General features: G+C 65.4%; 20 protein-coding genes. 11 read left to right on the plus strand and 9 right to left on the minus strand.

All coding sequences use genetic code 11. The annotated features are described in order from the left end of the window. Nucleotides 1-101 precede the first annotated feature (101 nt). Nucleotides 102-1427 carry a DUF7159 family protein gene (locus B0T44_RS11815; RefSeq protein WP_077115513.1) on the minus strand — a complete coding sequence of 442 codons (1326 nt, stop codon included), beginning with the start codon at nt 1425-1427 and terminating at the stop codon, nt 102-104. A gap of 347 nt (nt 1428-1774) precedes the next feature. Between B0T44_RS11815 and B0T44_RS11820 the strand changes: the two genes are divergently transcribed. The 6 genes from B0T44_RS11820 (at nt 1775) to B0T44_RS11845 (ending at nt 7489) form a co-directional block, all read left to right on the plus strand. Continuing rightward, complete coding sequence (locus B0T44_RS11820; RefSeq protein ID WP_077115514.1) at nt 1775-2311, plus strand: YdcF family protein; 537 nt, start codon at nt 1775-1777, stop codon at nt 2309-2311. A 114-nt stretch (nt 2312-2425) separates the two neighbouring features. Beyond that, the gene (locus tag B0T44_RS11825; protein ID WP_077115515.1) at nt 2426-3655 is read left to right on the plus strand and encodes an acyl-CoA dehydrogenase family protein; all 1230 of its coding nucleotides are present in this window, start codon (nt 2426-2428) and stop codon (nt 3653-3655) included. Beyond that, nucleotides 3656-4801: an acyl-CoA dehydrogenase family protein gene (locus tag B0T44_RS11830; protein WP_077115516.1), complete on the plus strand. Its 1146-nt coding sequence runs from the start codon at nt 3656-3658 to the stop codon at nt 4799-4801. A 218-nt stretch (nt 4802-5019) separates the two neighbouring features. Further along, entirely contained in the window at nt 5020-5358 is a 339-nt protein-coding gene (locus B0T44_RS11835; RefSeq protein WP_139347714.1) for a hypothetical protein, read from the plus strand. Nucleotides 5359-5413: 55 nt separating this feature from the next. Then, nucleotides 5414-5953 (plus strand): DUF6036 family nucleotidyltransferase, encoded by a 540-nt coding sequence (locus B0T44_RS11840; RefSeq protein ID WP_175647962.1) that lies wholly within the window; start codon nt 5414-5416, stop codon nt 5951-5953. Nucleotides 5954-6262: 309 nt separating this feature from the next. Next, nucleotides 6263-7489, plus strand: coding sequence for a glycosyltransferase (locus B0T44_RS11845; RefSeq protein ID WP_077115517.1), 1227 nt, complete (start codon nt 6263-6265; stop codon nt 7487-7489). Between the two features lie 198 nt (nt 7490-7687). Here B0T44_RS11845 and B0T44_RS11850 read toward each other — a convergent pair whose 3' ends face one another. The 5 genes from B0T44_RS11850 to B0T44_RS11870 all read right to left on the minus strand — a co-directional run bounded on the left by B0T44_RS11850 (nt 7688) and on the right by B0T44_RS11870 (nt 12102). Beyond that, nucleotides 7688-9193: a bifunctional ADP-dependent NAD(P)H-hydrate dehydratase/NAD(P)H-hydrate epimerase gene (locus tag B0T44_RS11850; RefSeq protein WP_175647963.1), complete on the minus strand. Its 1506-nt coding sequence runs from the start codon at nt 9191-9193 to the stop codon at nt 7688-7690. 29 nt (nt 9194-9222) lie between these two features. Next, nucleotides 9223-9555 carry a hypothetical protein gene (locus B0T44_RS11855; RefSeq protein ID WP_077115519.1) on the minus strand — a complete coding sequence of 111 codons (333 nt, stop codon included), beginning with the start codon at nt 9553-9555 and terminating at the stop codon, nt 9223-9225. Between the two features lie 119 nt (nt 9556-9674). Further along, entirely contained in the window at nt 9675-10328 is a 654-nt protein-coding gene (locus B0T44_RS11860) for a response regulator transcription factor (protein WP_077115520.1), read from the minus strand. After that, on the minus strand, nt 10319-11446 hold the full coding sequence (locus tag B0T44_RS11865) for a sensor histidine kinase (RefSeq protein ID WP_077115521.1): 1128 nt from the start codon (nt 11444-11446) through the stop codon (nt 10319-10321). The genes B0T44_RS11860 and B0T44_RS11865 overlap by 10 nt, the downstream gene beginning before the upstream one ends. A gap of 2 nt (nt 11447-11448) precedes the next feature. Beyond that, on the minus strand, nt 11449-12102 hold the full coding sequence (locus tag B0T44_RS11870; protein WP_077115522.1) for a DedA family protein: 654 nt from the start codon (nt 12100-12102) through the stop codon (nt 11449-11451). Nucleotides 12103-12256: 154 nt separating this feature from the next. Here B0T44_RS11870 and B0T44_RS11875 point away from each other — a divergent pair, with 154 nt between their 5' ends. Beyond that, a complete protein-coding gene (locus B0T44_RS11875; protein WP_077115523.1) occupies nt 12257-13360 on the plus strand; it encodes a serine hydrolase domain-containing protein in 1104 nt (367 codons plus the stop codon). 176 nt (nt 13361-13536) lie between these two features. On the opposite strand, the gene B0T44_RS11880 is transcribed toward B0T44_RS11875, so the two are convergent. Then, nucleotides 13537-14445: an SMI1/KNR4 family protein gene (locus B0T44_RS11880; protein ID WP_077115524.1), complete on the minus strand. Its 909-nt coding sequence runs from the start codon at nt 14443-14445 to the stop codon at nt 13537-13539. 191 nt (nt 14446-14636) lie between these two features. Here B0T44_RS11880 and B0T44_RS11885 point away from each other — a divergent pair, with 191 nt between their 5' ends. Beyond that, complete coding sequence (locus B0T44_RS11885) at nt 14637-15863, plus strand: NsdA family TPR-like regulatory protein (RefSeq protein ID WP_497006528.1); 1227 nt, start codon at nt 14637-14639, stop codon at nt 15861-15863. 11 nt (nt 15864-15874) lie between these two features. Then, entirely contained in the window at nt 15875-16357 is a 483-nt protein-coding gene (locus B0T44_RS11890; RefSeq protein ID WP_081512005.1) for a hypothetical protein, read from the plus strand. A 129-nt stretch (nt 16358-16486) separates the two neighbouring features. Here the strand turns inward: B0T44_RS11890 and B0T44_RS11895 are convergent, their stop codons facing one another. After that, nucleotides 16487-16894, minus strand: coding sequence for a RidA family protein (locus B0T44_RS11895; RefSeq protein ID WP_077115525.1), 408 nt, complete (start codon nt 16892-16894; stop codon nt 16487-16489). Between the two features lie 69 nt (nt 16895-16963). Here B0T44_RS11895 and B0T44_RS11900 point away from each other — a divergent pair, with 69 nt between their 5' ends. Both B0T44_RS11900 and B0T44_RS11905 read left to right on the plus strand, forming a co-directional pair. Further along, complete coding sequence (locus B0T44_RS11900) at nt 16964-17569, plus strand: TetR/AcrR family transcriptional regulator (protein ID WP_077115526.1); 606 nt, start codon at nt 16964-16966, stop codon at nt 17567-17569. A gap of 138 nt (nt 17570-17707) precedes the next feature. After that, entirely contained in the window at nt 17708-18670 is a 963-nt protein-coding gene (locus B0T44_RS11905) for a hypothetical protein (RefSeq protein WP_139347716.1), read from the plus strand. A gap of 83 nt (nt 18671-18753) precedes the next feature. On the opposite strand, the gene B0T44_RS11910 is transcribed toward B0T44_RS11905, so the two are convergent. Further along, a complete protein-coding gene (locus B0T44_RS11910) occupies nt 18754-21948 on the minus strand; it encodes a (Fe-S)-binding protein (RefSeq protein ID WP_077115528.1) in 3195 nt (1064 codons plus the stop codon). Nucleotides 21949-22237: the final 289 nt, after the last annotated feature.

The raw sequence follows: 22237 nt of genomic DNA on the forward strand, positions 1-22237 counted from the left end.
CGGCCTCGGCGCGGATCTTCGTTCGCTCAGCGCCGTTCCATGCGAGGCCAGCTCGCCGGGTAACGGACGTGACGAACCGGGCCAGTGTGTCGACCAGGCGATCAGGCGGGGGGCTGGGCCGGTGGCGGCGGGAAGGGGAACACGTCCGGCGGGATGGTGGGGACCACGATCGGCGGAAGACCCGGCACTACGAAGGTGTTCGGGCCCTGCGTGGTGGTCGGCGCTTCGGTGGTCTGCCTGCGCGGGGGCGGCTCAGCGACCGATTCGCTTTCCGGGGTGGTGCTGGGGATGCTCGCCAGCTGCTGTTCGCGGGTGGGGGTGGGCGATATGGTGGTTGGCACCGTGGTGGTGTAGTCGTCGCTGCCTTGCGAATCCTGTTCCAGCACTTGGGGTCCGTAGCCGAGGCCGAGACCGAGTGCGGCGAGCACGGCGAGCGCGCTGACGGTGAGGACCGCGCCGCTGACCTCGCGGCGATCCTGGCGGCGGGCGTGTTCGGTGAGCCAGGCCGGTGACATCTGGTCGTTGTCGAAACCGGGGGGTAGGCCTGCCGGGGCCGGTGGGCGGGCCGGCTGCACCGGGCGGGCCAGGAGGGCCGCCCCGCGCGCCATCACCGTCTCGGGGCTGTCCGGGACGACCACCGGGATACCGAGCCGGTGCCGCAGCACCTCTGCGACCAGCGGAATCCGGGATCCCCCTCCGATGGCGAGCACCGCCTGTGCCGGGCGCTCGGAGCGTGCGATCACCTCGCGGGTGATGCGGGCCGACGATTCGATCGCCAGGTTGATCAGGGACTCGAAGTTTTCCTGCGCGAGCAGGACCAGACCGTGTTCGCTGGGCAGGGCGACCGCGGTATTCGTGGACAGTTGTTCTTTGGCGACGCGGCACAGGGTGTCCAGTTCGGCCAGTCCGGACGGGTCGTGCGGGTGGGCGATCCGCCCGGAGGCGATCTGCTGTTCCCGGATCAGCGAATCGATGTAGTCGCCGCTGATATCGCTGGTGCGTTCGGTGTGACGGAGTTGGCGGCTCGGCACGTCGACCAAGCTCACCGACAGTCCCGAGCTGCCGAGGTCGTACACCACCAGCGAGGCGACGCCCTGCAGTTCACCGGAGTTCTCGGCGTAGGCGAGCGCGGCGTCGATCTCCGGGACGAGCTGATAGTTGGTGATCTGCTGGCGAGCCATGGCGGCACGCAGCGCGCTGGCATGCTGGTCGCCGCGGTAGGCGATGGCGGTGGCATTGATTCCGGGGGTGGCTTCCAGAGTGACGCCGATCGTTTCGGCAGCCAGCTCGCCCGGCTGTTGGCCGGTAACGGGGATGGCTTGTAGCTCGAACGACTCGGCGGCGAGCTGACCGGACGGGTTACCGGAAAGCGGGCGCGCAAGGCGAATCGCGCCTGCCCCCACCGAAACTCCCAGAACCGAACTCATCAGTTGCCCATCCCGTTTTCCACGTCACGAATGCGAGCCGCCCGGTGAACGGTGATGGCCCTCCCCCGAACGTACCGACCGCACCGACCCTACCGCCCGTCAGCATCGGTGGCCGAGGCAGGATCGTCGTGCTGCTGGCGGCCTGTTTCGTGGGTGAACTCTACGGTGTGCCGCGTCCGGCGTACACCCGCCCGGCGCCATGTCGAATGGCGCGATCGAGACAGTTGCGGCCGTCGGTGCTCGACCTGGTCCGCACGGCGGAGCTCAGGTCGTGTGGGCGCAGGGCAATGGATTCGGAGCGGCCCTGACCTGGGTTTGTGCCTGCGGGCGGGCAGTAGGATCGGGCGATGCGTCGCCGGATCGGATGGACCGGGATCGGTCTCGTCATCGTTGTGGCGGCGGCGGTTGCCGCGTTGTGGCCGGTCTATGTCCGCCCGCGTATCGATGTTCCGGCGCCTGCCGATGCGATCCTGGTGCTGGGTGGTGCTCATGACGGCCGGGAACAGCTCGCGTTGCGGCTGGCGGCCGAGGGGTACGCGCCGCGGGTGCTGATTTCCAACCCGTATGAATACAGCGCCCTGATCAACCGGATCTGCCATGGCGGCTACAGCTTCGAGGTGGATTGTTTCGACCCGGCCCCGCGGACCACGCGCGGGGAGGGGGCCTATCTGGCGCAGCGGGCGCGGATGGAGGGCTGGCAGCGGGTGATCGTGGTGACGTTCACACCGCATATCTCGCGTGCACGGTATGTCATCGGCAAATGTTGGGACGGTGACTTGCTGTTCGCCGATCCGCGCCCGCGTTTGTCGGTGGCGCGCTGGGCCTACGACTACGTCTACCAATCTGCGGGGTTTGTGAAGGCGATGTTCGAAGACTGCGAGTAGGGTGTGAAGGCACGCGCCTTCAGTTTGACTCAGTGAGAAGAAAGTGCTTACATTTTCTCACTAATCGGCGGAGGCCGACCCCGGTGCGATGCCGCATAACCCTCGGGAGCGCGAATGGATTACGACTGGTCGGAGGCCGATAAGGCCTTTCGAGATGAGGTGCGGGGGTTCCTCCGGGAGAAGCTGACACCGGAATTGCGGGCAGCGGGACGGTTGCAGACCAGCGTCTACTCCGACCACGAAGCCAGCATGCAATGGCAGCGGATCCTGCACGAGCGCGGCTGGGCGGCGCCGGGCTGGCCGATCGAGTACGGCGGCTGCGATTGGACACTGACCCAGCACTACATCTTCAACCGGGAACTGTCGCTGGCCGGTGCGCCCGCGCTGTCACCGATGGGCATCCGGATGGTGGCCCCCGCGATCATCGCCTTCGGCACCCCCGAGCAGAAGGACTTCTACCTGCCGCGCATCCTCACCGGCGAGGTGTTCTTCTGCCAGGGCTACTCCGAACCGGAAGCGGGCTCCGACCTGGCCGCGCTGACCATGGCCGCCGTCGACGACGGCGACGATCTCGTGTGCAGCGGCAGCAAGATCTGGACCACCCACGCCACCGAAGCCAACTGGATCTTCTGCCTGGTCCGCACTTCCCGCCAGAGCAAGAAACAGCAGGGCATCACCTTCCTGCTGATCGATATGCGCACCCCCGGCATCGACATCCGGCCGCTGGTGATGACCTCCGGCGAGCAGGTGCAAAACCAGGTGTTCTTCGACAATGTGCGGGTGCCGAAGACCAATGTGCTCGGCCGGATCGACGACGGCTGGACCGTCGCCAAATACCTGCTGGTACACGAGCGCGGTGGCGCGGCGGCCCCCGCCTTGCAGGCGATGGCGCAGCAGATCGGCGAAGCGGCGGCCGGTCAGCCGGGACCGGACGGCAACCCGCTGATCGAGGATCCCGCTTTCGCCGCGAAACTCGCCGAGGCGCGGATTCGCACCGAAGTGCTGGAGGTCCTCGAAATCCGCACGCTATCGGTGATATCGCACGGACGCGACGCCGCTCCCGCCTCGTCCATGTTGAAGATCCTGTCCACCGAACTCAGCCAGCAGCTCACCGAACTGGCGTTGACCGCTGCGGGACCGCGCGGGCGGGTCTACCAGCCGCACGTCACCGCGCCCGGCGGTCCGATAGCCGAATACACGCCGCCCGCCGACGGCTACGGCAGCGGTGCGGACTGGCAAGCCGTCGCACCGCTGCGCTACTTCAACGACCGCGCAGGCTCGATCTACGCCGGTTCCAACGAGATTCAGCGAAACATCCTCGCCAAAGCAGCATTGGGGCTCTGAATGAACTTCACCTTCACCGATGAACAGCAGATGCTGCGCGACGCGGTCGCAGGTTTTTTCGCCTCCCGGTATGGACTGGAAAACAGCCGCAGCGCCGTGAAAACCGGAGCGGGCTGGCAGCCGGAGATCTGGCGCGGTCTCGCCGAACTGGATGTGCTGGGTGCGACGCTGCCCGAACAGGTCGGCGGTATGGGCGGCGGCCCTGTCGAGAGCATGATCCTCGCCGAGGAGATCGGCCGCGCGCTGGTTGTCGAACCGTATGTGGACACTGTCGTGATCGGCGGCGGGCTGCTGCGGCGCTCAGGAGGGGAGAGCGCCGAGGAACTGCTGCGCACCATCGTCACCGGGGACGCCCGTATCGCGTTCGCTGCGCTGGAACCCACCTCCGGCGAGACCCGCCACGACGTGTCGGTCACCGCCCGCCGCGACGGCGACGACTGGGTGCTCGACGGTACGAAGATCGTAGTCACCAGCGCACCACTGGCCACCCACTTGATCATCTCCGCCCGCACCTCCGGCGAACGACGCGCCAAAGATGGAATCTCGCTGTTCGTCACCGAATTCGACGCGTCCGCCCCGCCCGCAGGTGTCGAGGTGCACAGCTACCGCACCATTGACGACCGCGTCGGCTCCGACCTCACCTTCACCGATTTCCGGCTGCCCGCCACCGCCCTGCTCGGAACCGAAGGCGACGCCTGGCCGGTGATCGAACCAACCATCGACGAGGCGATCGCCGCGATCGCTTCCGAGGCCGTAGGCCTGATGCGCAAGGTGCTCGGCGACACCGTCGAATACACCGGACAACGTCAGCAGTTCGGGGTTCCGATCAGCAGTTTCCAGGTGCTTCAGCACCGCATGGTCGATATGTACATCGAACTGGAACAAAGCATCGCCGCCGCCTACCTCGCCGCTTTCGCCCTGAACGCCGAACCCGCCGAACGCGCCCGCTCGGTATCAGCCGCCAAAGTCACCATCGCCCGCGCAGCCCGTTTCATCGGCCAAAACGCAGTACAACTGCACGGCGCGATGGGCATGACCGAAGAACTGGCCATCGGCCACTACTTCAAACGCCTCACCGCCATCGAACGCGAATTCGGTTCCGCCGATTTCCACCTAGCCCGGTATGCGGCGCTGACCAAGCCCTGATACGGGACCGCAGCGCTGGAGACGTCTCTTCGCATTCGCTTCTCTTGCGCTACGGCTCCTGCCGAGCATCCCGGCGACGCTCGGCAGGCACGCCTCCCAGCCCACGACGGTTGAGGTTGATTCCGCAGGTCACGGACAGGTCGGGTGCCAGCCCGCTAGGCGATAATGCTGATGAACAGCGCCTCGAGTTCGGTGATCGGCAGGAAGGAGGGCCGGGCGTGACCAGGAAAGATGCGCGGCTCCAGCTGATGTTTGCTCGAGTGCTCGACAAGATCGAACGAGAACATTTGCGGCTGGACGGCCCGGCAGTGCGAGATAGGCTGCAGGTGATCCGGCGTGAGGTCACCGGGCCGAGCATGCACCGTGCCGTCAACCAGTGGGAGCAGTGGATCGCCACGGGTGACTTGACCGCGATTCGTCAACTCAGGGATTCGGACGGCGACACGGTTCTGCAACTGCGCAGCCTGTCGCCCTTGAATGTGTTGTTGTCCGAGCGGGAACGCATCGAAGTCCTTGATGAGCTTCATCAAAAGACGCATCAACTGATGAGCGCGTGAATCGCAGCCAGCTTCTCAAAGCGATTCGGGCTGCGCCCATCTACAGGAACCGTACGTGGTGGTGTTCGGGTCGCAGTCAATTCTGGGCAGTTTTGACGAGACTGTGCTGCCGCCAGAGGCCTCGCGCTCTCTCGAGGTGGACATAGCTCCGTTCAGTGCCTTCCATGATGGCGTTGACCCCACAACCATTGCGGACAAGTTGTATGTCCTCGATGTGTGGCTGGGGGAAGGGTCCGCCTTCGAGGAACTGACCGGAACTTACGTCGAAGGCGTCGCCCGCAAAACCGTCGTGCTGCCGTACGGATGGGAAAACCGCCTGGTCAAATTCAGTGTCAGCGGAGGAGATAAAGAAGACTACGGCTGCGTGGGTTACTGCCTCGATCCGATCGACCTGTGTGTGGCGAAGTCTCTCGCAGGCAGAGAGAAGGACAAGGAGTTCGTGGGCGCGCTGGTAGCGGCAAAGATCGTGACCGCTACCGAAATCGTCGGACGGATCGATGCCGCAGGAATCGACTGGCCTGCGGGTTATATCGCGACTAGCGAGGAGGCCGAGGCGCGCGCACGAGCCTGGCTGAGCAGTATCAACGCAGGTTGAAAGATGGTACCGCCGTCAGTGGTGGCGGAGCGTTTGCGCCTGCATGGACCGCTCGCGCCACCTCGAGTCCGAATTGCGCTGGTCGGGCTTCTACTTCGTCCCGCCGTACACCGTGGAGAACGGTATCTCACTGAATTATGAAGGGCTGATCGTTCTGAGGAAAGAAAAATGAGAGCGCGAAAGAACACCGTTTCTTTTCTTGCCCCCTTCAATTTATAGCGGACCGGGGGGCTTGCGGCAAGGCCCGGGTTGTACCTCAGAATTGTCGGCCGAAAGCCAAAAGCCGTAGGGAAACGGGAGATTCGCAAAATGCGTGTGTTGTTGACGACGGTGGGGTCGCGAGGGGACGTCGAACCATTGGTGGGGCTCGCGGTGGCGTTGCTAGGGCTCGGCGCACAGGTGCGGGTGTGCGCGCCGCCGGACGAGGATTTCGCGGCGCTACTGGCGCGTGCCGGTGTGCCGCTGATACCGCTCGGGCCACCAGTGCGCTCGGTGGTGGCCGGTGAGCGGCCGCCGACAGCGGAAGACGCGTTCCGGTTCGCGGCCGAGCTGGTCGCCGCGCGGTTCGACACGCTCACCGCGGCGGCCGAGGGATGTGACGCACTGCTGGCGACCGGCCTGATGCCGGCCGGCGCGCGGGATGTGGCCGAGAAACTGGGCATCCGCTACGTCTACGCGTGTTTCCAGACGTTCGGATTGCCGTCGCGGCACTTCCCGCCCGGGGCGCGGCCGGGCAAACAGTCCTCGCTGGAGGAGACCGACCTCGAGGTGTTGTGGGAAGAAGACGCCCAGCGCGTGAACGCGTTGTACGGTGCGGCGCTCAACAGTCATCGGGCGGCGATCGGCCTGCCACCGGTGGACAACGTCCGCGACTACGTCTTCACCGACCAGCCGTGGCTGGCAGCAGACGCGACACTGTGTCCGTCGCAGGGTATGACGAACCTCGACATCGTGCAGACCGGGGCGTGGTTCCTGCCCGACGACCGACCGCTCCCGGAAGAGCTGGAGGCGTTCCTGAACACCGGCGCGCCACCGGTGTATGTGGGCTTCGGCAGCATGGCCTCATATCTCCCGAAAGACCTCGCCCGGGTGGCCATCGAAGCGGCCCGCGCGCAAGGCCGCCGCGTCGTCCTCGCCCGCGGCTGGGCTGAGTTGGCCCCGATCGACGACGCCGACGACTGCTTCGTCGTCGGCGAGGTCAACCAGCAGGCACTGTTCCGCCGCGTGGCTGCCGTCGTACATCACGGCGGCGCAGGCACCACGACGACAGCCGCGCGAGCCGGCGCACCCCAGCTGGTGGTGCCCCAGATCGCGGACCAGCCGTACTGGGCCGCCCGAGTTGCCGAGCTGGGCATCGGCTCGGCTCACGACGGCCCGACGCCGACCTTCGACTCCCTGTCCACTGCGCTCACCACGGCCCTGACGCCCGAGACCCACGCCCGAGCCAGGGCCGTGGCCGACACGATTCGCACTGACGGGGCGATGGTGGCCGCGAAACTGCTCCTCGACGCAGCCGACCCCAAAGGCCGCCCGTAACCGGGACGTTGGTTCGGCTTCTGCAGCGGATGTAGCCGTGATCACGGGCTGTCCGGAGCTCGACGCGGACCTGTTGCCGTGAATCCTCCCCCTGGTATAAGTCGACCTATTATAAGTCGACTTATACATCCTCGCGGATCGCGGCGTGCGTTTGCGGAGTTGCCCAGCAGATATGCGCTCTCGTTCAAAGCTCGGTCGTTAGCCTTCTCGAGCCGCGAGTGCAGCGCCGATGACGTTTGGCGCGACGTGCGCAACAGAGCTGGCTGTGATGGGGCCGCCGCCGCGGCTACGATGCGCTTCGGCTGCGGCTCGGCCGTGAATGAAGGCTGCCATTTCGCCTGCGTCGAAGGCGTCTACCCCGCCGGACATGAGTGCGCCCGCGATCCCGGCGAGCACATCGCCCGCGCCTGCTGTCGCCAGCCAGGGTGGGGCTTCAGCTTGGCTGGCGATCATCCCGTCGGGGCGCGTGATCAGGGTGGTGGCGCCTTTGACAAGGACGGTGGCGTCGACCGCTCGCGCCACCTCGAGCCCGAAATACGCTGGTCGGGCTTCTACTTCGTCCCGCCGCACATCATGGCCGAGCCAGCCGAGTATCCGGGCCAGCTCACCGGCGTGCGGGGTCAACAGGATGCGGTCTGCGGGGGCGGAGCGCTCGCCTGCCATTCGCCTGCGTACGCACGCCTCGAGCGCCCCGGCGTCGACCACGCAGGGCAGGCCGCTGTTCAGGGCGGTGTCGATGGCGCGGTCCTGTTCGGCGTCGTCCTCGACGCCGGAGCCGAGTAACCACGCCTGTACCTGGCCGAAGCCCGGCACGGCTTCGGGGACTTTGGTCAACACGTGGCCGGTGACTCGGGGTGGGCCTATGTAGCGGATGATGCCCGCCCCGGCTTGTTTCGCGCCTATCACGGCGAGCACCGCTGCGCCGGGATAGGTATCCGAACCGGCTACGACACCGAGAACGCCGCGCAGGTACTTGTGCGAGGTCGTGGTCGGGACCGGCCAACGCTCGGCGATGCCTCGATCACCGAGACAGCGCACGATCGGCTCGGCCGGGATCGGTGGCAGGCCGACGCTGACGAAGCGAAGCCGCCCAGCTGCATAGCTCGCGGGCGGCAGGAAGGTGGCGGCTTTCCAGGCGGCGAACGTGACGGTGATATCGGCTTTGATATGTGGGCCGTGAATTTCTCCGGTGTCGGGTTCGACACCGCTCGGGATATCGACCGCGATAACCGGGGTGCTGGGCGGGATGGCGGCGGCGAGTTCAGCGGCGTAACCGTACAAACCGCCGGTTCCGCTCTCGCCGATGATCCCGTCGACTACCAGATCAGCTCTGCTCAATGCGCTTTTGGCGGAATCTGAATCGCCAGCCGCGAGAACGTAGCCCCCGAGGCGGGTCAGCTCGCCGAGACCGGGTTCGTATGCGCGGTCACCGACGAGAAGCGCGTCGACCACGACTCCCCGACGCCGGAGCCGAACCCCTGCGAGCAACGCATCCGCGCCGTTGTTGCCGGTGCCGACCAGCAAGGCGACCCGACGACCGTACACATTGCCGCATCGCGCGGCCAATTCCTCAGTGCAGATAACGGCCAAACCTGCGGCGGCTTTGTGCAGCAGGCGATCTGCCCGGCCTTCCTTCAACTCTTCAGCGACCGCCGCCAGCACATCGGTGGCGCGATAGGCTTTTCGCATTGTCGTTTCGTCCACTGTGCTGGTCCCCTCTGTTTTCTGACGTATCATCCGGCAATCAGGCCCGACCGTTGCGCAAGCGCCCGCACATGCGGCCGTGCCCGGGCGTGGTCACGGAACAGCAGTTCGCGGAGTAGTTCCCGGACCAGCGTCGAGTGGTGAACCTCGTCCGCAGAGATACGTTCGGCGTCGAGCAAAGCCAGCACCGCAGCCTGGTCTTCCTTTCGCTGAACGTAACCACGAGCTGTGTTGATCAGCACGCTGGCTCGGCGTTCGACCGAGGGCAGGTCGTCTACGTCGAGGCGGGAGGCGTATTCGACTACCGCATCAGGTTTCCCGAGCTCAGCGGAGATGGCTAGGCCGTGGATATCGACAACCATCCCGGTGCCTGGAAAAGCTGCGCGCCGCCATCGAGCATGCCACCGGCGGCCCTGTCGACGCCCTACCCATGGTCAGCGTGCGCCTGAGCTGACCGAGCCGAAAAGCACGGTGACACCGCTCAACCGTCCGACTGGGCGCGGAGGTGTTCCAGGATCGCCAGCACCCTGCGGTTGTGCGCTTCACCGACGGGCAGGTCGAGTTTGCCGAATATCGCGTTGATGTGCTTTTCGACCGCGCTGCGCGTGATGTAGAGGCGTTCGCTGACCGCCGCGTTACTCAGGCCTTGGGCGATGAGTTCGAGCACTTCACGTTCGCGGGTGGTGAGCCGTTGGATCGGGGAGCCGGTCCGGCTGTGCTGCAGTAGTTGCCGGACCACTTCCGGATCGAAGGCAGTGCCGCCTGCGCCGACCCGGTCTACGGCGTCGAGGAAGGAGTCGATGGCGGCGATCCGGTCCTTGAGCAGGTAGCCCACACCGCCAGTGCCGGTGAGGAATTCGGCTGCGTGCCGACGTTCGACGTACTGGGAGAGCACCAGCACCGGGATATCGGGCTGTTCACGCCGGATCGCCAAGGCGGCCCGAATTCCCTCATCGATATGATCCGGTGGCATCCGCACATCGGCCACCACCAGGTCCGGCGGACGCAGCCGGACGGCGTGCAGCAGCTCGACGGCGGTGCCGACCGAGTCGATGATCTCATGGCCTTCGGCTGTGAGCAGCTGAGCCAGGCTTTCCCGCAGCAGTGCCGAGTCTTCGGCAAGGGTTATGCGCAAGGTACCTCCGCGGTGATGGTGGTCGGCCCGCCGGCCGGAGAGTCGACGGTGAACGTACCGTCCAGCGCGTGGATCCTGGCCGCGATACCGGATAACCCGTGCCCGGTCGGGTCGGCGCCGCCGCAGCCGTCGTCGCGTACCCGCAGCCGGACGGCCTCGCCGGTACGGCCGACCGCGATCTCGAGCGCAGCGGCGCCGGAGTGCTTGATGGCGTTGGTGATGGCTTCGCTGGCAGTGAAGTAGCAGGCCGATTCGACCGGTCGAGGTGGCCGTGCGGGGAGATCGATATCGAGACGCGTCGGCAGCGGTGTGCGGTCTGCCAGCGCCTCCAGCGTGGCGTGCAAACCGTCACGCGCCAGCATCGCCGGGTAGATCCGCCACGAGACATCGCGTAGTTCGTCGAGCAGCTGTCCGGTTTCGGCGCGTGCCCGCTGATACAGGTCCGCGCGTACGCCGGCGTCGGTTTCGCGGTTGACCCGGGCCAGGATGATCGATAGCGCGACCACCCGCTGCTGGACACCGTCGTGCAGATCGCGCTCGATACGGCGACGTTCCTCGTCGATGACCTCGGTCACCTCGGCCCGGGTGGTGGTCAACTGAGCGACCCGTTCGGCCAGCTCACCCGCCCCGGGCTTCGCGAAAAACCGCCACGCCCACAGCTCGGCCCGGGTGACACTCAGCAGCCCTTGCACGGTGAGGAAAGCGAAGATCAGCCCCGGTAGTAAGACCACGAGCACGGTTTTCCAGCGGACCTGCCCGGGTTCGGGGGCGTCGACCACCGGGACCGCCGCACCTGTCGACGCACCGTAGACGAGTGCCACGCCGACCATCACCCCCGCGCCGAGTAGCGCCAAGATCACCCCGCCCAGCAGCCCGAGTGCGATCCGCAGGCTCAGATACCCCACCGCGCGCTGGCCGGTGGGTTCCCCGGCCGGCGGCTTGCCGAGCAGCAGGCCCAACCTTCGCCGTTCCAGAGCGACAACGCGCTGCGGATGGCGTGGACCGAACAGCCCGGCCACCGCGGCGGCGAGATCCAGCACAACGGTGCCGACACCGAGTACAGTGCCGATGAGTACGGCAGCGCAGCGGCGCGCGCCGCGCTGCGGGAAAATCCTCATCGTCACCTCCTCACTTGCCGCGTCCGCCGGTGCCGGGCCCACACCCGTACGCAGTACATTACGGACGCCACCAGGACCGCCACGATCACGACCTTCTGCAAAATCCCCGCGTAGGTCTCCACCACCGGCCAGTTCTCGCCGAGGAAATACCCGGACAACACGAACACCGAATTCCAGATCAAACTGCCCGCGGTGGTGAGCAGCGTGAATCGCCCGACCGGCATCCGCTCCACACCGGCGGGAATGGAGATCAGGCTGCGGAAGATCGGGATCATCCGCCCGAAGAACACTGCCTTACCACCGTGTCGGGCGAACCACTCCTCGGTCCGGTCGAAATCGGACAACTGCACCAGCGGCATCCTATCGATAATGGCCCGTAGCCGGTCCCGGCCGAGCAGCACGCCCAGTCCGTACAGCGCCAGTGCGCCGAGCACGGAGCCGAGCGTGGTCCACATAAGGGCCTCCGCCAACCCGAATTGCCCCTTACTCGCCGTGAAGCCGGCCAACGGCAGGATGATCTCGCTGGGTAGCGGCGGGAAAAGGTTCTCGAGGGCGATGGCTGTACCCGCCCCCAGCCCGCCGAGCCGCTCCATGAGATCGACCGCCCAGGCAGCTACCCCGGTCAACTCGTCGGTGGATTCCATTGCAATAGGCATACTCCGAAGCTAGGAATCGGCGGAGTCGCGCACAGTGGTGCCGCCCACCCGGTCCGGCGGGTCCGACCGCAGTACCCCGGTGCGGTTTTCCGCACCCCGACCGACGGGTCTGCACCCTCGCCGCGCTCCCGCCCGCACCCTAGCGTCGAAATCCATGAGGCAGAAGTTGCTCCGGTTCGGGATCGTTGTGACTGCCACCGTCGTGGCGGCGGTCATCATGGCGGCTCTGATCCTGGTCACCGCCCGTGATCAGGTGACAGCACATATCGCTGCAGGGGCGGCGCGGCTCGCCGATGCCGATCTGATGCTGCGAGTGTCCGACCACGCGGACAGCCGCGACGTGATCGCGACGAGCAGTGGTATCGATCAGGATGCCGAATTGGGGTCCGCGACCCGGTTTCGGATCGGCAGTATCACCAAGACCTTCGTCGCGACAGTCGTATTGCAACTGGTGGACGAGGGCCGGATCGAACTGGATGCGCCGATCGCCGGACAGTTGCCCGACCCGATCCCGGGTGGAGATCGAATCACCGTACGCCAGGTGCTCAACCACACCAGCGGTCTATACGACTACATGAAAGAGGAGGGGATGTCGACCAACCGATGGCGCGGGGACGAACGTTTCACCTCCTACCAGCCCAGGCAATTGCTGGCCACGGCGCTGCGCCACGACCCCTACTTCGCCCCCGGCACCCGATTTCGCTACTCCAACACCAACTACATCGTGGCCGGCCTGCTGATCGAGCATGTCACCGGCCGCTCTTACGGCACCGAGATCGCCGACCGTATCCTCACTCCACTTGGCCTGACCTCCACCACAGTTCCCGGCCACGATCCCGGTCTCCCGCGCCCCGCACTGGCCGCGTACCGCACCATCGACGGCGAGCGGACCGCGGTCACCGATATGAACCCGTCGCTGGACTGGGCAGCCGGTGAGATGGTGTCCACCATCGCCGATCTGGAAAAGTTCTTCGCTGCCCTGCTGTCGGGCGAGCTGACCAGCCCACACGCGCTGACGCAGATGCGACAAACCGTTTCGATGGGCGGTATGGGGTTCCATTACGGCCTGGGACTGCAACGCTTCGATCCGCCGTGCGGGGACTCGGTATGGGGTCATGGGGGCGAACTGCTGGGCTATCTCTCCTACGCCTACCGCTCCGACGAGGGCCGCGCGATGACGATGGTCATCGCCTCGGCCGACAGCTCCAACGAGCTGCCGATGTTCGCGGTGCTCACCTCGGTGTACTGCATGAAGTGACTCCGCAGGCACGGGGCCGCCGCACGCACGACGCTGGGCCGATCTGTGGACGCGTGCCCTGCTGCTGTCTTGGCGCGGCGTGGAACCCGATATGACTGACCAAGCCGTGCGGACCAGGAAGACAGCTGCCCTCCGTGCTACAAGCGACGCGGGTCGACCAGCTGGATCCGATATATTCAGCCTTCGTACTGCCAGTCCAACTTGCCTTCCTTTACTGAAGGCCGCCGGTCTCCGTCGAACGAAGCACCGGTCTCGAGGCTGTGTGCGAGATCGGTGAGCATGGCGCTGAGCGAAATCCAGCGGGGCCCGGCCGCGTCGGCGTCAACCTTCTCGAACTCGGTGACGCATCCGTGCAGATCGCCGGGTCGTGTGTCGATGAACAGCAAGTAGCCGTCGAGTCCCGCAAAGGGGATGAACTCGGGCAGGAAGGTGTAAACGGGCGTACCGGCGGTCGTTCCTTCCGGTGGTACGTATTCGTGTAGGGCGTTCGTCTCGTCGTAGATGTCGAGTTCCATTTGCCGCTCACACACGAGCCGCTCGAGGTCGAACAGCTCATGGCTCGGGAGAAGGTGGACCCATTCGTCGCGGGGAAACCCGTTGATCTGTTCATAGAACTCGATCAACTCGGGCGGCCAGGTGATACCGGTTGATTCAGCGGCCTGGGCGATTTGAGTCGGCGTGGCGCCGATGATCGTTGTGGGAGAGTGGTTCGCCCGCAGCCACCGAGCAATGCGTGCCCACTGCTCGGTCACCGATCCGGCCGGTGTCGGCGATCTGGTAGCGCCGCCAGATGACGGTGCTGCCGCTGCTGCACTGGCTTGCAGGCGCTCATTCTCATCGGCGACGGCTTCCGCGATGCGTTCGGAAAGTTGTGCGTCCGTGACAGCTGTATCGCCGAAGCCTGTCACCCAGGCCGTTTCCGTTCCCAGACGAACGAAGAATGGAGTTACGGCCGGGTGGTACTGGGCCGCGAACTGGCGACCCGCCTCGATAACCTCAGCCACTGCTGACGATCGGTCGAAGGCCATGCCGTTCGTCAGGACGGACCGCCCGGGTTCCGTGGGGCACGCGACTTCCCAATGCATCTATTCCCTATCCTCCGAGGTGTATTCGGATGCTACGGGAGTGTCGCCTGCGTTTTCATCTTTCTGTTCGGTGCTCGGAGCGCTCCAGACGGTGTGCGTTCGTCGGTTCAGCCAGCAGATAACTGGTCTCTTTCAGAGCATGGCCCGTACCGGTTTTCGAGCTCCCGCATGCCGCGAGTACAGCGCCGATGATGTTCGGTGTGGCGCGTGCAACGGAGCTGGCGGTGTTCGGTCCGTCGCTTTGTCGGCGGTGCTTCATCCTCGCCTCGACAGCGCAACATAACGCGGCACGTTCATGGCGCATTCAACGATGCTGCAGTCGCGGTGAGCCGCTGCCACGATTTGTGCTCGGTACCACGTGGGAGGACCTGATGCTCGATCGGCGACAGATCAGCAAAGCGTTGGCGACGGTGGTCGTCGGTACACCACTGCTCGAGCCGTTGGAGCGGTGGTTGCGGTACGGGAACGTGCTCACCGTTCCCGGGCGGACGCGAGCCGGGGTGGGGCTCCAGGAAGTCGAGCAGTTGGAGAAAGCTGCCCGAGTGTTCCGGGCTTGGGACGACGAGTACGGCGGTGGGCTACGGCGCAAGGCTGTGGTCGGGCAGCTCGCGGAGGTCAACGAACTGCTCGGCGAAGCGCACCCCTCGGAGATCCGGCAGCGGTTGTTGGGCACGATGGCGCAGCTCGCCGAGACCGCCGCGGTGATGGCGTGGGACCGCGGACAGCAGGCAGTGGCGCAGCGGTACTACGTGCTGGCAGTGAAGGCCGCGCGGGAAGCAGACGATCCCGCGTTCTGTGCTGTGGCGCTCAGCGGGGTGGCGCGGCAGCTGCTGTATCTGGAACGCCCATCGGATGCGTTGGAACTGATCCGGCTCGCACAGGAATACTCCGCAGGCAGGCTCACTGCCACCGCACAAGCCATGCTGTACACGCGGGAGGCATGGGCCTACGGGAAACTCGGCCGACCGACGGCGTTCCGGAAGGCCTGCGACAAGGCGCACGTCGCACTCGATGCCTCCTGTCCGGCAATGGATCCGTACTGGATCAACTACTTCGATTCCGCCGAGTTGGCGGGAACAATAGGCGGACGCCTGCTCGACATCGCCCGTCGCGACCCCTCCTATGCCGGTGAGGCCGCCGGGTATATCGACCGCGCGATTGCGGAGCGGAACCGAAAGCGGCGGCGCAGTGCGACACTCGATCAGTCCAATATGGTGGAAGTGCGGCTGATCCAAGGCGAGATCGAGGAAGCATGCCGGGTCGGTCATACCGCGTTGCAGGTGGTTGAGCAGACCGGGTCCGACCGTGTGGCCAAGAAACTGGCGCGGGTGTACAACCGCACCGGAGAATTCGTGAAACTCGGCGCGGTGACCGAACTGCGGGAACGCATGCGGCCCCTCGTCGCAGCGACAGCATAGGAGCGACCTACATGGTGCGGATTGCCGTCACCGGGCATATGAATATTTCGCGAAGCACCGCGTCGCTGGCGTACGACGCGGTCACCCGTATCCTCGCCGATCACAGTGACCCTGCCGACCTGGTCGGGGTGAGCTGCATTGCACGCGGGGCGGACTCGGTGTTCGCGCAGGCTGTGCTCGATGCTGGTGGACAGCTCGAGGTGGTGTTGCCGTCGCGGAACTACCGCGAGCGAAAGGTGAAACCGGACCACGCCGAGCTGTTCGACGAGCTGATCGGCCGGGCGGCGAAGGTACAGGTGATGGATTTCGACGATGCCGGGCGCGAGGCGTATGAAGCGGCGAACGAGGCGCTGCTGTCCAGCTGTGACCGGTTGGTCGCGGTGTGGGACGGCGAGGTGAGCCAGCGAGGTGGCACGGGCACGGTCGTCGAACTCGCCCGCGAACGCGGCGTTCCCGTCGACGTCGTCTGGCCTTCGGGGGCGGTCCGCGAATAGACGCGAATCAGATCGGTCCGGGCCGGATGGGACTCCGGGCTGATTCCTCCGAGTGACGGGAGCGGCCGTCGGATGCAGCGGTTCTGCAACATCCCGTCGTGGCTGTCTCTGCCTGTGTGGTGCTCGGTTTCAGTCGAGGACTGCGGTTGCTTCGACTTCGACGAGCAGGTCGGGTTCTCCGAGCGCCGCAACACCCAGCAGTGTGATCGGTTTGACCGGGTCGACACCCAACTTTTCGGCTGCGCGGGCGACACCCTCTCCGAGTAGCGGCATCTTGTCTGGCGTCCAATCGACGACGTAGATGGTCAGTTTCGCCACGTCATCGAATGAACCGCCGACTTCGGCCAGGGCGGTGCCGACGTTGAGGTATGCCTGTTCGACCTGAGCGGCAAAATCTCCCGCACCTACCGGTTGCCCTTCGGCATCGCGGGCGACTTGGCCCGCAAGGAACACCAGCTTCGATCCGGTGGCGATCGACATCTGGCGGTAGACGTCGGGTTTGGGCAGCCCATCGGGGTTGATCAGTGTCACGGCCATATTCACTCCTCGCAGGAAGGTACGTAAATGGGCGCTCCAAAACATAGCAATGATATGTAATGTGACGCCATGGTGAGGATGAAGGACCCGGCGGTCCGTTCCCTGCTGATCGAACGAGCCGCCCACATGCTGGCTACCCGGCAGCCGGTCACGCTGCGTTCACTGGTGGATGGCACCGGCGTCTCGACGATGGCCGTCTACACCTACTTCGGTGGTATGGACGGACTGTGGAAGGCGGTGCGGCAAGAGGGATTCACGCGCCTAGCAGCTATCCTCGCCGTGGTCGAGCCATCAGCCGACCCCGTGCGAGACCTCGCCGCCCTGGGGGCCGCCTACCTGTCCAACGCCCTGTCCAGCCCCGATCTCTACCGAGTCATGTTCGATGCCAGTGTGGAACTCGAAGACCTCGCGGCCGCCGACCAGACGCTGCACTACTTGGTTCTGGCTGTCGAAAGGGCGAGGGAGGCCGGGCGCTTTCGCGACACCATCGACCCACTGGAATTGGCCACCCAGGCCTGGACCATCGGCCACGGGCTGGCCTCATTGGTCGCCACCGGGCCCCTGCCGCAGCATGCACTCGCCCACGGCCTGCCGTTGCTGACCGCTCTGTTCACCAGCGCAGGCGATCAGCCCGACCGGTGCCGCCGGTCGGTCGAACTCGGTTGGCACCCCTGACATAGAACACTGCATCGAGCCGGTCGACCGAGACCACTTCCCGTGCAAGGGAATTCGAAAATTTAAAGCACTGCTCGGGATTGTACAGTGCTCTGCTGATTGTTCTTCTTGCTCCGGCGAAGCGCATACGAAACCGCTGTGGCAAGGGCAGTGGCGGAGCGAGAACGAGAGGCCGACTTGGCTGAGCAGTGGATAGCCAAGGCTCTCGCGGCCGCACGTGATGAGCTGCGTGACCTCCTGCCGACAGCGATCTCGGCTATTGCCCGTGGTTGGAGAAACGGCAGTGGTGGCCTACGGGGCGCCTCCACCTCCATGTCTGCCGACGACGGAAAAAACAGGATCGAAATCGAACAGGCAGCGGCCAGGAACGCTGGGCTGGACCGAGCCGCAACGGCCGATGCAACCGCAGATCGCGACAGGTCGACTGACGAGCACCCGGTCGACTCCGGGAGCGCAGATGCCGACACGGGTTCCGAAGCTCGCCCGCATCCATTTCGTGGTCTCTGGCTGGAAAGGCGGGTGTCGGCGGATACGACGCTCAACCCTTTCGGGTCGATCCTGGATTTCCCCGACGAGGAAGCGGCGAGGATCGCGGAGGAGATGGGAAAGCGCGTCGATGGCGATTACGTGACCATCCGCAAGGCTGCTGAGGCCTGGCTGCGATCACATAATACGTCGAACAGGGATTCAACCGAGCCAGCGGTGTACTTCAAGCTCGTGAAAGAGCCGGGTACCTACCCCTTTTCGGAGAAGTCCGCCACGATTTGTATTCCGGCCGACTCGATTCCCGCCGAGCACATGACCATAACGATCGAGGACAGTTTCTTCCACTACCAAATGGTTTCCGGGAACCCTCCCGGAAACACTCCGGAAGGTTTCGTGCCAGGCGTCATCAGCGGTGACGAACTGTACGGTGCGGTCGACTTCGACGGGGAACACCGGGACTACCGCGGGACTCTGGCCGGCGGTAACGGGCGATATATCGAGGCACAAGTGTGGAACCGTGATGTGCCGGTCTTGGCGGAGGTCCGCAGGAGGTTCGAAACAGGATTACCGGCGGACCGGTTGCTCATCGTGGAACCAGGGTCGTGGGAGGGGTGAGAGATCGCAGTTCGGAGATGTCCGATACGGGTCCGGCCAGAGTCCGATGAACTCTGGCCGGACCGCTGTTTCGGTGGGGAACGCTAGCTCTTGCGGCCTGGCGCTTTCGCACCCGACTTGAAGCCCAGCGCGCCCGGTTTGGCCTGCGGCGGCGGGGCACCGTTGCCGGCGGTTTTCGGCTCCGCCTCGGGCGACCCGGTTGCGGCGGGTTCGGAAGGCTCCGTTGCCTCCGTTTCCGGGGCCTCGGCCGCCGCAGCCGGTGCCGGGGCGGTTGCTTTCGCGCCGGGTGCCTTGGGGCCGGGGCGTTTGAAGCCGGACTTCATGGCCAGGCCCTTGGCGGGAACCGTGGGCTTGGTTTCGGTGGGCTCCGATGGCTGAGCAGCCTCGGCGGTGGCTTCCGGGGTTGCGGTGGCTTCCTCGGCCGGTTCTGCAGCCGGTGCCGGGGCGGATGCCTTCGTGTCGGGTGCCTTGGGGCCGGGGCGTTTGAAGCCGGACTTCATGGCCAGGCCCTTGGCGGCGACCGTGGGCTTGGTTTCGGTCGGGCCCGCAGCCGTTTCGGTTGCTGCCGATTCGGGGGTTTCCGTGTCGGCGGCCGGTTCGGCCTTCGCGGCGGGGGCTTTCGCGCCCGGCGCCTTGGCTGCGCCCTTCATAGCCAGGCCCTTACCGCCGGGTGCCTTCGCCGCACCCTTCATACCGAGCCCCTTCACAGGCTTGGCCTCGGTGGTTTCGGCTTCGGCGGCGGGAGCGGTTTCGGCCTTGGCTCCGGGCGCTTTGGCTGCGCCCTTCATCGCGAGACCCTTGCCGCCGGGTGCCTTGGCGGCGCCCTTCATGCCCAGGCCCTTGGCGGGCGCGGCTTCGGTGGTTTCGGCGGCCGGTGCTTTCGCGCCGGGTGCCTTCGCCGCGCCCTTCATGCCGAGGCCTTTGCCGGGTGCCTTGGCCGGACCTTTCATGGCCAGACCGCCGCCGGTGGGCGCGGCCTTCTGGGCGGGGGCCGCGGCTTCGGCGACCGGTTCGGGCTCGGGTTCCGGTTCGGGTGCGGCCTTCGGTTCCTGGATAACGGTCAGGTTCTCGGTCAGCTTCGCCGGTTCGATCCGCTCGATGGAGTCGAGCATCAGTTGCGCGACGTCGATGACCTCGACACCTTCGCCCTGCCCGCCTTCCTGTCGGGCGGTGACGCCGTCGGTGAGCATCACCCGGCAGAACGGGCAACCGGTCGCGATCTTGGCCGGGTTGGTGGTCAGCGCCTCGTCCACGCGGTCGATGTTGACGCGTTTACCCAGCTGCTCTTCCATCCACATCCGCGCCCCACCGGCACCACAGCACATGGAGCGTTCACCGTGGCGCGGCATCTCGACCAGCGTGGAGCCGGAGGCTTCCATCAGCTCACGCGGCGCGTTGTAGATCTTGTTGTGCCTGCCCAGGTAGCAGGGGTCGTGGTAGGTGACGTTCTGCGATACCGAGGCCACCGGGATCAGCTGCTTCTGCCGCACAAGGCGGTTCAGCAGCTGGGTGTGGTGCACCACCTCGTAGGTGCCGCCGACCTGCGGGTATTCGTTGTTGAGCGCGTTGAAGCAGTGCGCGCAGGTGACGACGATCTTCTGCTGTTTCTGCTCGACGCCCTCGAACACCGAGTTCAGCGTCTCGATGTTCTGCTGCGCCAGCTGCTGGAACAGGAACTCGTTGCCCGCGCGGCGCGCCGAGTCACCGGTGCAGGTTTCCTCCGCACCGAGCACCATGTATTTCACGCCAGCGGTGGCCAGCAGTTCGGCGACGGCCTTGGTGGTCTTCTTCGCGCGGTCCTCGTATGCACCGGCGCAGCCGACCCAGAACAGGTATTCGTAGCCGTCGAAGCTGTCGGCATCTTTACCGAAGACCGGGACGTCGAAGTCCAGCTCGTTGATCCAGTTGAGCCGGTCCTTGGCGTTCTGGCCCCACGGGTTGCCCTTGTTCTCCAGGTTCTTGAACAGGCCCGCGAGCTCGGACGGGAACTCCGATTCGATGAGCACCTGGTAGCGGCGCATATCGATGATGTGGTCGACGTGCTCGATATCCACCGGGCACTGTTCGACGCAGGCACCGCAGGTGGTGCAGCTCCACAGCACTTCGGGGTCGATGATGCCGTTGACGTCTTCGCCGCCGACCAGCGGGCGCTCGGCTTCGGCGCGAGTGGCCTCGGAGATCTTGGCGAGCTTCGCCTCGTCGGGGTTGCCGTCGGCGTCGACCAGGCCGATTTCGTCACCGCCCATATCCTTGCGGCCTCCGGCCAGCAGATACGGTGCCTTGGCCCGGCCGTGGTCGCGCAGCGACATGATCAGCAGTTTCGGCGACAGCGGCTTACCGGTGTTCCAGGCGGGGCACTGCGACTGGCAGCGACCGCATTCGGTGCAGGTGGTGAAGTCCAGCCAGCCCTTCCAGGAGAAGTCCTCGATCCGCCCCGCACCCAGGGTGTCGGTATCCGGGTCGACGTTCTCCATATCGAGGGCCTTGCCCTTCGACATCATCGGCTTGGCCGCACCGAGGGCTACACCGCCGTCGTCTTCCCGCTTGAAGTAGATATTCGGGAAAGCCGAGAAACGGTGCCAGGCCACGCCCCAGGTGATATTGCGGCCGACCAGGTAAAGGAAGGCCATACCCGACATCAGCTTGATGAAAGCGAAAACCGACACCAGTACCGGGCTGGCGGGCAGCAGTTTCGCCACCTGCATGGTGAAGAAATCCGTGGCCGGGTTGGCATGGCCGTAGGTCGCGATCTTTCCGGCCTTCACGAAGATCATGCCCAGACCCTCGAGTAGCACGATCGCCTCGATCACATAAGCCGCGCCGAACACCGAACCGCTGAACCTCGACAGCCGGTCGGGGACGCGCGGGTGATTCAGCTGGCGGATCGCGATCAGCACCCCGATGCCGATGACGGTGCCGATACCGAGAATCTCGTCCCACAGGTGGTAGACGGCGAGGTTGCCGATGATCGGCCAGTGGAACGCCGGATCGAATGTCTGGCCGTAGGCCTCGAACCACAGGATGGCGCCGCCCATGAAGCCGATCATCACCAGCCAGTGCGCCCAGCCGACGGTGCGGAATTTGTTCATGCGCGTGTGCGCGAGGAATTCCACGACCATTTGTTTGAAGCGCGGGAAGAACGGCCGCCACCGATCGGGTGCGGGCTGGCCGAGCATGATGGAGCGGACGATGTCGCGGACGCCGCCGATGAACGACGCCCAACACAGGATGCTGAGCGCCGCTCCTATGGTGCCCAGTGTCACTGTCAGGGCATTCATGTCGCGACCTTTCTTTAGAGGCAACACGAGGTTCGAGGACGGCATGGCCGCCTCGTCCGGCTCGTATCCTAACTGCCAGTAAGTTACCCGCCGGTAACTACCGGTGTCCACTGTACGATCAGGAGCTGGCTCGTAGCCTGTCTGCCTGGGATTCAACCCTAGATCGACTGTGACAAATCCCACACTGCCGGAATGGGGGCCGAGTGAGATTTGGGCTGATTAACACCGTAAAGGGCCGGTCTTCGCAGGTTCTGCTAAGGACAGGCTTACTCGCCCTATTTCCATACGC

The sequence above is a fragment of the Nocardia donostiensis genome (assembly GCF_002081715.1).
GTDB lineage: Bacteria > Actinomycetota > Actinomycetes > Mycobacteriales > Mycobacteriaceae > Nocardia > Nocardia donostiensis.